Annotated in this window: 13 protein-coding genes; 1 reads left to right on the top strand and 12 read right to left on the bottom strand. The window is 43.4% G+C overall.

All coding sequences use genetic code 11. The annotated features are described in order from the left end of the window. Positions 1-33 precede the first annotated feature (33 nt). The 3 genes from C1G57_RS04045 to C1G57_RS11470 form a co-directional block, all read right to left on the bottom strand. A complete protein-coding gene (locus C1G57_RS04045) occupies positions 34-246 on the bottom strand; it encodes a hypothetical protein (protein ID WP_105113848.1) in 213 nt (70 codons plus the stop codon). Positions 247-796: 550 nt separating this feature from the next. Further along, positions 797-1408 carry a hypothetical protein gene (locus C1G57_RS04035; protein ID WP_105113846.1) on the bottom strand — a complete coding sequence of 204 codons (612 nt, stop codon included), beginning with the start codon at positions 1406-1408 and terminating at the stop codon, positions 797-799. Positions 1409-1619: 211 nt separating this feature from the next. Further along, positions 1620-1745 carry a hypothetical protein gene (locus tag C1G57_RS11470; protein WP_264294683.1) on the bottom strand — a complete coding sequence of 42 codons (126 nt, stop codon included), beginning with the start codon at positions 1743-1745 and terminating at the stop codon, positions 1620-1622. A gap of 194 nt (positions 1746-1939) precedes the next feature. On the opposite strand from C1G57_RS11470, the gene C1G57_RS04030 reads away from it, so the two are divergent. Continuing rightward, on the top strand, positions 1940-2800 hold the full coding sequence (locus C1G57_RS04030; RefSeq protein ID WP_105113845.1) for a helix-turn-helix domain-containing protein: 861 nt from the start codon (positions 1940-1942) through the stop codon (positions 2798-2800). Positions 2801-2874: 74 nt separating this feature from the next. Here the strand turns inward: C1G57_RS04030 and C1G57_RS04025 are convergent, their stop codons facing one another. From C1G57_RS04025 to C1G57_RS03985, 9 genes are all read right to left on the bottom strand, one after another. Next, positions 2875-3135: a type II toxin-antitoxin system RelE family toxin gene (locus C1G57_RS04025; RefSeq protein WP_105113844.1), complete on the bottom strand. Its 261-nt coding sequence runs from the start codon at positions 3133-3135 to the stop codon at positions 2875-2877. A 1-nt stretch (position 3136) separates the two neighbouring features. Beyond that, positions 3137-3358 carry a type II toxin-antitoxin system RelB family antitoxin gene (relB, locus tag C1G57_RS04020; protein WP_024391430.1) on the bottom strand — a complete coding sequence of 74 codons (222 nt, stop codon included), beginning with the start codon at positions 3356-3358 and terminating at the stop codon, positions 3137-3139. 484 nt (positions 3359-3842) lie between these two features. Continuing rightward, positions 3843-4628, bottom strand: coding sequence for an L-threonylcarbamoyladenylate synthase (locus C1G57_RS04015; protein ID WP_105113843.1), 786 nt, complete (start codon positions 4626-4628; stop codon positions 3843-3845). A gap of 59 nt (positions 4629-4687) precedes the next feature. Continuing rightward, a complete protein-coding gene (leuD, locus tag C1G57_RS04010; RefSeq protein WP_105113842.1) occupies positions 4688-5281 on the bottom strand; it encodes a 3-isopropylmalate dehydratase small subunit in 594 nt (197 codons plus the stop codon). Further along, positions 5281-6672 carry a 3-isopropylmalate dehydratase large subunit gene (leuC, locus tag C1G57_RS04005; RefSeq protein WP_105113841.1) on the bottom strand — a complete coding sequence of 464 codons (1392 nt, stop codon included), beginning with the start codon at positions 6670-6672 and terminating at the stop codon, positions 5281-5283. The genes leuD and leuC overlap by 1 nt, the downstream gene beginning before the upstream one ends. Further along, a complete protein-coding gene (leuB, locus tag C1G57_RS04000) occupies positions 6669-7721 on the bottom strand; it encodes a 3-isopropylmalate dehydrogenase (protein WP_105113840.1) in 1053 nt (350 codons plus the stop codon). The genes leuC and leuB overlap by 4 nt, the downstream gene beginning before the upstream one ends. Before the next feature lie 8 nt (positions 7722-7729). After that, complete coding sequence (locus tag C1G57_RS03995) at positions 7730-9292, bottom strand: 2-isopropylmalate synthase (protein WP_105113839.1); 1563 nt, start codon at positions 9290-9292, stop codon at positions 7730-7732. A 428-nt stretch (positions 9293-9720) separates the two neighbouring features. Further along, positions 9721-9954: a GlsB/YeaQ/YmgE family stress response membrane protein gene (locus C1G57_RS03990; protein ID WP_024378839.1), complete on the bottom strand. Its 234-nt coding sequence runs from the start codon at positions 9952-9954 to the stop codon at positions 9721-9723. A 58-nt stretch (positions 9955-10012) separates the two neighbouring features. After that, on the bottom strand, positions 10013-11254 hold the full coding sequence (locus C1G57_RS03985; protein WP_105113838.1) for an aminopeptidase: 1242 nt from the start codon (positions 11252-11254) through the stop codon (positions 10013-10015). Positions 11255-11352: the final 98 nt, after the last annotated feature.

Here is an 11352-nt window from a genome sequence, read left to right as displayed (position 1 = left end):
CAACAGCCTTTCATCAGCTTATTATTGGCTAGACTACTTCTTGAAAGCCTTATACAGCAAATAAAGCCCTACAAGAAAGCCTAGACTAGCAGCAGGTTTTAAAAATAGCACATGAATAAATGAATTTAGCCAGAGCCAAATCTCTCTATCTACAATCTGAATCGGGTCCAGATGAAATAATAAAACACTACATGAAAGAACAATGATACCACTTAAAAATAAGGTGTTTTTATCAATCTGTTTCATTAGGTTACTCCTTTTCATAGCTGACTAATTCCAATTTTAGTCTACACCCTCATAAATACTTTGATATAATAATATCATTTTTTGTCCGAACAAACAAGGAAAAATAAGTAACACTTTTACAAAAAGAGAAGACTGTAACAATCTTCTCTAAAATAACTATCTAGCTTATTGATAGTAAGCAAACTATCTCACTTTTCGACTATTTTCCCTAAAGAATGAATGGATAACCACTCAGAAACTAAAATTGCAATGAACATACCAAGAAAGTAAAAATCAACTGCATTTGTCCGCTTAGCTAAAAAGTCCGCAATAAACGGAGATAGTAAGTACAGAACAGTCTGTAAGATACCTATAATTTTTCTGTTCATTATCTAATACCTCACACTTCCGTGATAATAGAGACCCTTAACAAAACTTGTCGTTGAAGATACCGACATACTAGCATTCACAGCTCCACCTATCTCAGCACCAACATTATTAGAAATGGTCGTGGTTGTATTTAATCGTTGTAATGTCATTACAAACTCTAACTAGGGATGCGAAGTCTTTCTTACCACATTTTTTTGATTTCTTCACGCATTGCAACATGTTGTTTGCGATTAGCATCCGAATAAAAATGATAAACATATTTATAGTATTGGTACCCAGCTTTATAGTATCTATTAACAGTGATATACATGCCAGGTGCCTTTTGACTAAATAAATCGTCTAGGATCCCCCCTATACCTATTGCTGGCGATAAAATCGGTACTAGTAGCGAAATAACACCCAACATTACAGATTTTGTCCTATTTTGAAAGTCTATATCATAGCTATACGTATCTAGGTAATGCCATGTTGCCGAACTCCGTTCTGTACCAATATTGCTTACAGATTTTCTTATTTCAAACATTAACAAAGCTTGTTGATGAGTCATTTCCAACTTACCATCAACATATACATCACCTTGATCGTTTACAAAAATATCCGAGATATTACCTTCACTAGAAATAAATTTAAAATGATTATTATCTATAGTTTCTATATCTTCTACAACTTCTGGAGCCTCTATAATTGCTGTAGATGAATTTCCATAATCAAAAATATCTTCCGCAAAAACAACTACTGGACATACTATATTCAATAAAACTACGCTTAAAAGCAATGAAACTATTTTCTTCATTTTACTTTACCTCCTATAACTACGTAACTTATAACTAATCCTAGTAGCGCCAAAAATGTTACTTGAAATGACGGATAATTATATTTAAAAAAAGATAAATACAAACCATATATCAGCAAAGCCAGCGCTGTTAAGATATATATTGAATTAAATAATATTCTATTCAAATTTTTTTCCATATTAACACCGTCCGTACTATTTTATAAATTACCTACCCCACCAGATGAGTTGCCGGTTGGGTTTCGTAGATATCTTCATCTGGCTCACCAAAAATACGAATGACCGAAATAAGTAAGATCAATATGGCTATTGTCATATATGCAACCTTCTTTTTCATCCTTCCCTTCCTCCTCTCTGATGGGATTTTTTCTTGAATACCTCAACTCCTACCAAGAATATCGTTTCCGTTTTTCCTTTTCTCCTTTCTACCCGATAGAAATTGATGTATATTTTATACCATTATGATATACTATTTTTACAAACATTGTCTATTTTGTTGCATATTTTCACAGTTTTTGAAAGGAGTAGTTTATGCGGTGGGATTACGGAAGTGTTTACAGAGAAATTCGGAAAAGCAAGCATTTGAGTCAGGAGCAGATTTGTGGGGATTATATCAATCGAACGACCTTGGTACGTTTCGAGAAAAATCAGAACATTCCTAGCTATGAGCTCATGCGTTTTTTACTCAAGCAAGTGGACATGACCTTCGAGGAATTTGAATACCTCTGTAACTACTATCAACCCAGCCAACGCCAACAATTACTCTATGATATAGATAATCTTAAAAATCCGACCACACAAACAATGGAAGACCTCATCCAACGCTGCCAATCCCATCTGAAAAAAGAACCCAATGATGTTCCTATTCACAGAAGGTGCCTCCTCTTGGAGACCGTTGTAGCTGTCCGAAAAAGTTCTTCTATCACCCAGCTTTCCGAAGAAGCAGATAGCCTTTCAAAACTTCTGTGGTCAGAGCTAGAACGATATGACAACTGGTACAATAATGATATTATCTTAGTAGGCACTCTTCTGTCCAAGATTTCTTCACTTGATGCCCTTGAAGAAACTGCCAATCTTCTTCTAAAACGATTAGAAAAATACAAGGATTACAAGCGAATCCAGCCGACCATACTCTCACACTATCGATCTCTTTCTTATTTTTTCTTGGAGCAAAAACAGTACAGCAAGTCTACTTGTTTTGCCACCAAACTCATGGAACTAGCCAAACAAGAAAAACGCTATGACCAACTAGCCCGTGCCTATGTCTACCTGGGTATCGCCCAAAACGAGCAGGAACTGATTGACAAAGGGCTACACATCTTAGAATGGACAGACGAGCAAGCTCTACTTGACAACCTCAAATCACTTATCAAACAACACCAGACTGACTGAAAAATTTTCGGTCAGTTTTTTGTGGGACTGAAAAAACGACCCTTTCGGATCGTTCTAGTTCATATTAACAGCTATTAGTAAATATCTCTACGATGACCAAATTCAAGTGCCAGAATAACCATTCTATCATCTTGTATATCGCAAATCAGCCGGTAATCACCGATACGATAACGCCACTCATTGGCATGGTCTCCTGTCAATCCCTTGCCATGCAACCTCGGATTAACTGTACCATCTAAGTGTTTATCCACCCATGCAAATAATAATCTTTGGATTGGCTTATCCAATTTTCTAATTTGTTTCTGTGCCTTCTTAGAATACTCTACATAGAACATATTACAGACCAAGTTCCTTCTTGAAATCAGCATGACTGATGGTTTCCGGATCTTTCTGGTACTCCTCGTAGGCTTGATGGTAAATGCTCAAATCATACTCATCCTCAATATCACGCTCAAGCGCCTTCTTAAATAAACTTGAAAGACTTTGACCAGTTAATTGAGCATAGCTCTTGAAAAATACTTCTTCCTCTTTGTTTAATCGGATAGTTACTGTACTCATCATCTTACCTCACTTCTTTGTGTTACATTGTAACACATTTCGCAAAAATTGTAAAGCCATACTGATAGACTAGAGCAAGAACGACCCTTTCGGATCGTTCTCAATTATAGTCTTTTAGTTTACTTTTAGTACTCGCTTCAAAGGTTTGGGGAACCTTTGAAGGCTAGAGATAGCGCGAACCAAGTTCGCTACAAAAACCGCAGGCATAACTCAATGCTTTCTTGTTTCTAGGCATTGACTTGCTGAGTTACTTCGCTTTTTTGTTTTCAGGCTCAGGTACGAATAGTCCACCGGACTATTCGTATCCCCCAGACTGTTTCAATCAGGCAAGGTGAGTTCAAATAATGATAAAATTATTTGAAGTTGGAAATAGGGAAACGGAGTTTCAAACTACCACTCTTTTAATGAAAGGTGGTAGGCTGAAAACCTCCACTGGAGCTTTTCAGTCGTCGAAGTAATAAAAGATAAACTAAATGACGATATCTTAATAATATTCCCCTTGTCTATAATCCCAAGAGTTGAAGTGGTCTGACAAGTGCATCATGATTTTATCGATGTCCAGACCCTTACGGATGACAACTGGGCATGGGCTGATAGAACGGCTATCTGCACCCTGTTCCGAAATTAGTTTACCATCTTTATCTACCATAGACACCATAACCCCTTGCTCATAGCGGGTCTCAATGGTCTTGTCTGGCTGGATAGATGCCACGTAGTCATCCGCCTCGATAATCAAGTCTACCTTAGACGCAATACGCTCACCGATACCTTCTACCTTACCACGATTTCCCTTCCCTGATGGGTTAGCAGATGAAGCGTAGACCATACGGCCTTCTTTTTCCCACATTTCCTTGGCAATCTGCTCGCCAGCCACACCAAACTTGATAACAAAGCATGAAGTACCACGAACGTCGGTCATCAACTCTTCACGACCATCGCCATAAGCCTGCAACTTGGCGTAAGCCTCTGGTTTCCAAGGCAGGATACAACCCAACAAAATGTCCTCATCCCAATGTTTTTGGTAGAAGGCATCAATCTCAGGGGTCAACTGAGCCAACTCACGAAGCTCCTCCATGCTACCACAAAGGACCACGCCCGGCTTATTACGCTTACGCTCTTTAGCGTCAAACTTCCGCTCCAAGCCAGCCTTGTCAGATGTCATGATGATGTAACCAACCTTAGTCGGGCAGACAATCACGCCCCCCTCGCCCTTGATAATCTCAAGACCTTCTTGTGAAAGTGCGCCATCCCAGTGAATTTGTTTCGTCATAATCATTTCCTCTTTTCTTTTGTTTCATAGCAGAGCGACCTGCTTGTTTTCTAATAGTTTTAGTTTTGCCAATAATTCGGCCTGTTCAGTTCATACTCAGCAATCAAATACTGATACTGCAACGTAATACCAATATCATCCAAACCATTGAGCAACTTGTGTTTCCAGTCCTGTTCGATGTCAAATGGGAATTTCCCAAAAGGCGTCCGTATCAACTGGTCTGCCAAGTCAACCGTAATTTCTTGGTCTGGATCCAGCTGAGCCAGTCGGTCCCTGACTTCTTTGGGCTGGATAATGGGCAGAATCCCATTGTTCAAGTCATTATTGTAATGGATATCCCCAAAGGAGCCTGCAATGATGACCTTGAATCCGTAATCTGCCAGAGCCCAAGCAGCGTGTTCCCTAGAGGAACCTGCTCCGAAGTTGTCCCCAGATATGAGGATACTAGCTCCTTGATAGGCAGGCTGATTGAGAATGAAATCAGGATTATCCGTGTAATTATCGTCTAAGTATCGCCAAGCATAGAGCAGATATTTGCCAAAGCCCTTTTTGTCAATCAGCTTGAGAAACTGCTTGGGCAGGAGCTGGTCGGTATCAATATTATCATTCATGAGCGGAACAGTCGTTCCTGTCCATGTGGTAAATTGGTGCATTAAACTCCCTCCTTGAGAATGTCTAGCTGTCTGGTGTCGACAAATCGTCCATAAAGCGCAGCTGCGGCAGCCATAGCAGGACTACACAAGTGGGTCTTGGCCCCAAAGCCCTGTCGGTCTTCAAAGTTTCGATTACTTGTGGAGGCACAATGCACACCTGCAGGCACCTTGTCTGGATTCATCCCCAGACACATGGAGCAACCTGGATCCCGCCATTCAAAGCCTGCCTCCATGAAAATTTTGTCTAGCCCAAGCTTTTCTGCAGCTCGCTTGACAGGGCGACTACCTGGTACGACAATGGCCGTAACCTGCTCTGCTATTTTCCGCCCCTGAACAATCCTAGCTGCCAGCTGCAAATCGCTGAGGCGAGCATTGGTACAGGAGCCTAGGAAGACATAGCCAATGGGAATGTCGGCAGCCTTTTGCCCCGGAGCCAAGTCCATGTAAGCGTAGGCCCGCTCGTCGTTGTGGTCACTGATAGCTGGGAAGGTTTCATCGAAGCTAACCCCCATAGCAGGCGTCGTTCCCCAAGTGACCATCGGTGCCAAGTCCGACACATCTAGGACTAGGTGCTTATCATAGACGGTGTCGGCATCTGAGTAGAGCTCCTTCCAGTCTGCCACCGCCGCCTCAAAGTCCGCTGGTGCACACTCCCGACCTCGCAGGTAGTCAAAAGTGGTCTGGTCTGGAGCCATAATGCCCATCTTAGAGCCGAACTCAATGGACATATTGCAAATGGTCATCCGCTCTTCCATGCTGAGGCTGTCGATGACTGGACCTGCAAATTCAACCACGTGACCCAAACCACAATCCACGCCGTAGCGGGCAATCAGAGCCAGGATAAAGTCCTTGGCATAGACACCTGCTTGGGCCTGACCGACAAACTCCACTAGGAGTCGCTTAGGTTTGACCTGCCAGATTGTTTGAGTAGCCAGAACGTGCTCCACTTCGGAAGTACCAATCCCAAAGGCAATGGCTCCAAATGCTCCGTGAGTCGCCGTATGGCTATCCCCGCAGACAATGAACTTTCCTGGCTGGGTCCGACCTGTTTCTGGTCCAACCATATGGACAATCCCCTGATGTTCCGAACCATGGGCTGCGTGGGGAATACCGAAATCTTCTATATTCTTCGCCAAGGCATCCATCTGAGCCTTGGAAATGACATCACGGATATTGTGAATATCAACGGTTGGTACGTTGTGGTCAAAAGTCGCAAAGGTCAAGTCTGGGCGCCGAACAGGTCGCCCTGTATCCCTCAATCCTTGAAAGGCCTGGGGACTGGTCACCTCATGAACATAATGCTGATCAACATAGAGGAGCTGGGGCTGACCTTCCTGCCCTGTGATCACATGGCGATCCCAGAGCTTGTCGAAAATGGATTTGCCACTCATGGTGACCTCCTTTCAAGTTGTTCAATAATCGCCGCTGTCATTTCTTTAGTAGAGGCGCTACCACCTAGATCTTTAGTGAAAATCTCCTTGGCAAAGACTTCTTCAACGGCTTGGCGAATGCCCTGACCTGCTTGGATCAAATCAAAACTTTCTTCCAGCATCATAGCAACAGATAGAATCATACTGACAGGATTGGCAATGCCCTGACCTGCAATATCGGGTGCCGAACCATGGATAGGTTCGTAGAGACTGGGACCTGCCACCGCATGACTAGCAGAAGGCAGAACCCCTAGCGTTCCTGTTAATACGCTGGCCTCGTCCGACAAAATATCGCCGAAAAGATTTTCCGTCACCAAGACGTCAAATCGACTAGGATTGGTAATCAAAAGCATGGCTGCACTATCCACCAACTGGTGCTCCAAGGTCACATCTGGATAATCCTTAGCCACCTCATCCGCTACCTTCCGCCACAATTTTGACGTCGCCAGTACATTTTGTTTATCAATGCTGGTGACTTTTTTCCGTCTTTTTTGGGCTAAGTCAAAGGCAGAGCGAACAACCCGCTCAATCTCTTCTGCCTGATAGGTATTGCTATCGCTGGCTTGGTCTGTTTCCAGAATATGCTCTCCAAAATAAATCCCACCTGTCAACTCCCGTACCATGACCAAATCCACACCGTCCAGTCGGTCGGCCTTCAGAGGAGAATGGTCTTTTAGGCTATCAAAAATTTTCACTGGACGGATATTGGCAAAAAGACCCAATTCTTTACGAAGTTGAAGAAGACCTTGCTCTGGACGGACAGCCGCACTGTCATACTGAGGGCTACCGATAGCTGCCAACAAAATCGCATCCGCCTTTCGGCAAGCTTGCAAGGTATCCTCAGGTAGAGGGTGCCCGCTCGCATCAATCCCAGCGCCACCAAAAGCTTTCTCCTCAATCTCATAATCAAATCCTACTTGCCCAGCCACAGCCTCAAGGACTGCTAGGCCAGCCTCCATGATTTCAGGACCGATTCCATCACCAGCCAAGGCTACAATTTTTTTCGTCATATTCCCTCCTAGATGTGTGGCAAGTCTTTCTCTGATAGTTTCTTATCTATCTGTCCACTATTTTCTTTTTGCACCATGACATTAGCATGGATATAGGCAATGGCCGAAGCCTTCAGTACGTCAAAGTCAATACCAGAGGCGTTGAAGACTGTCTCCGTTGCCTGATTTTCTACGGCTACCAGCACACGCGCCTGAGCATCAATTCCATATGTAATGGCGTCAATGTGGTAGCGTTCCAAGCTGATGTCCTGCTGGAAGAATTGGTCAATGGCATTAAAGACAGCTTCAACCGAACCCTTACCAGTCTCAGCAACCACCACTTCTTCCTCATCTTGATTGATAAAGATGACCTGAGCCTGAATGCTGCCGTCAGACTGACTATCCAAACGCAAATCTTTAAATTGGAAACCATCTCGATTGCTGATTTCTGTACCAGCAACCAAGGCACGAATATCCGCATCCGTAATTTTTTCCTTCTTGTCTGCCAGGTTTTTGAAACGAGCAAACAAACTAGCAACATCACTCTCTTCAAAATACAGGTCTAGTTCTTTTAGCTTTTCTACAAAGGCATGGCGACCAGATAGTTTACCCAGTGGCAGAGAATTTTTCTTGACCCCTACCAACTCAGGTGTAATGATTTCATAGGTCAATGGATTTTTCAAGACACCATCCTGGTGAATACCTGACTCGTGTGAGAAGGCATTGCCACCAACCACCGCCTTATTACGTGGAATGGCAATCCCTGAGAAGCGAGATACTAATTCCGAAGTATTAAGGGTTTCCTTGAGGACAATGGGACTGGTTACATCGTAGAAATCTTTCCGAATTTCAAGAGCAACAGCTACTTCTTCAAGGGCCGCATTTCCAGCCCGCTCACCGATACCATTGATAGTTCCTTCGACCCGACCAGCTCCATTTTTAATAGCTGAAAGGGTGTTGGCAACAGCCATGCCTAGGTCATTATGGCAATGGGGACTGAAAATAATCTCACGGTCCGATTTGACATTAGTTGTCAGATAACGGAAAATTTCTCCGTAGTGCTGAGGAGTGGTAAAACCAACTGTGTCTGGAATATTTATGTAAGTCGCACCCGCATCTACCGCTGTTTGCACCACTTCAAGCAAATAATCCAACTCAGTCCGCGTCGCATCCTCTGGCGAGAACTCCACTATTTCAAAACGCTCACGGGCATAGCTGACATGTTCAGTGATTTGCGCCAAAATTTCTTCCTTGGTCTTTTGCAGTTTAAATTCCCGATGGATAGGACTGGTCGCAATAAAAACATGGATCTGCGGATACTTGGCATCTTTCAGAGCCTCATAACAAGCATCAATGTCTGATTTGACTGACCGAGCCAAACCTGTCACAGCCGTCTTGGTCATCGCTGCCGCAATTTGACGAACCGCTTCAAATGAATCAGGACTGGCCGCTGGGAAACCCGCTTCAATGGCAGAAATCCCCCATTTCTCCAACTGCTTGGCGATGGTCACTTTTTCCTTGATAGAAAAATTCACACCCGGCGTCTGTTCACCATCTCGCAAAGTTGTATCTAAAAATTCAATCACACGCATAAGAACACCTTTCTAAATAACCCTAACGTCAATATTAGGTTCTCTTTCTTAGATTTCAAAGTATACTAAGAAAAAGAAAACACCTCGAGGAAAACTACCCGCGAGATGTTGTCAACAGCGCCCGCTTGGTAAGCCAAACAGGACTAATGCATTCTTTCAGCACTAGCCCGACCGTCGCAACAACAAAGCAAAGAATTTTGTAGTGACAGGTTTCATTTGACTTTTTCCTTTCAGTGTTCTGGAACCTGTATTCACAGTTCAGCACTTCACTTGTGAATACAGGTTCTTAATTGTTTACAATGATACCCTACTTATTTTCACTTGTCAACAGAAAAATGGAAATTTTCTGAAAAATCCGAATAATGTCGCAATTCGTACAAATTCAGACCACAAAAAACCGTGCTCCAATTGAAGCACGGTTCCGGTGTTTAATTTCGTCTAGAACTAGAAAAAATCGCCACCAACAATACGGCTCCAAAGACTGACGGTACCAAGGCCATCCCAGCAAACTGTGGACCCCAGTCACCAAAGAGCAACTGCCCAATCCATGAACCAGCAAGTCCAAGGATAATATTTCCTAGACAGCCACGACGGTCATCTGATGAGGTCAAAGCCCCAGCAATCAGGCCAATAATGGCACCAGCGATTATACTTGATAACATCTTATATTCCTCCTTATTTACAAAATAAGACTGGTTGCCCAGTCTTATAGCATCATTTTTAGATTGCCCACTCACCGTCACGGAAGATTGGCACACGAGTGCCGTCTTCACGGATACCGTCAATGTTCATCTTGTTAGAACCAATCATGAAATCCACATGGACATCAGAACGGTTAAGGCCTGCTTCTTTGAGCTCTTCTTGGCTCATTTCTGTACCACCTTCGATAGAGAAAGCATAAGCAGAACCGATGGCCAAGTGGTTTGAGGCATTTTCATCAAAGAGAGTATTGAAGAAGGTCACGCCTGATTGAGAAATCGGGCTCTTGTCTGGCACAAGGGCAACTTCACCAAGACCACGCGCTCCAGCGTTGTCAAAGACCAACTTCTTCATGACTTCATCGCCTTTTTCAGCAGTTACATCCACAATTTCACCATCTTTGAAGGTTACCTTGATGCCTTCGATGATGTTACCGTTGTAGCTGAGTGGTTTTGTGGATGTTACATAGCCGTCTGCCACACGGTAGTCAGGTGCTGTGAAGACCTCTTCTGTTGGCATATTAGCAATAAAGTGCTCACCTTGGGCATTGACCGAACCAGCCGCTTCCCACAAGTGGTTTTTCGGCATACCGAGAACGAGGTCGGTTCCTGGTGCTGTGTAGTGCAATTTGACAAACTGCTCGTCGTTAAGGACCTTGGCCTTAGCAACCAAGCGTGCCTCGTGCTCTTCCCAAGCCTTGATCGGATCTTCCTCGTAGATACGGCAGGTCTTGAAGATTTGGTCCCAAAGGAGGCCCACTGCCTCTTCGTCAGATGTTGCATTTGGGAAGACTTTTTTGGCCCATTCCAAACCAGAGGCTGCACCAAGTGTCCAACTAACCTTGTTCGCTTGCGTTGCTTGACGCATTGGCTGCAAAGCTTGACTGAGTGCACGAGCGCTGCGAGACAATTTCTCTGGATCCACACCGTCGTAAGCTCCTGGATCTTCAGACAAGACCACCAAACGACTTGCCTTGCGCTCCAAGAGGTAGTTCATTTCGGTAATGCGTTGTGGATGAACTTGTTCCAAAAGTTCCACATCTACATTGACCAAACGTTCACGCGCAATCACATCGTCCAACCAGTTGACCAAGACTTCAGCCGCACCGTGCGCATAAGCTTCTTTGACAATCAAACGAGCCAATTCAGCCTGTTCCACACCGATAGTCAATTGAACCGTGTGACCCGGCTGCACATTGATACCTGTTGAAACCAAAAGTTTAGCATATTTAGCGAGATTTTCTTTAAAATTTGGTAATACCATTTTTTTCTCCTTTGAAATGTAATACTAGATTATTGTATCATATTTTTTATAATTTTCCTCAATCTTAGTCAATAAATAACTATATTGAGTTGCATTCC

Source organism: Streptococcus suis (assembly GCF_002960425.1).
Classification (GTDB): domain Bacteria; phylum Bacillota; class Bacilli; order Lactobacillales; family Streptococcaceae; genus Streptococcus; species Streptococcus suis_S.
This window is presented reverse-complemented; position numbering and strand designations above follow the sequence as displayed.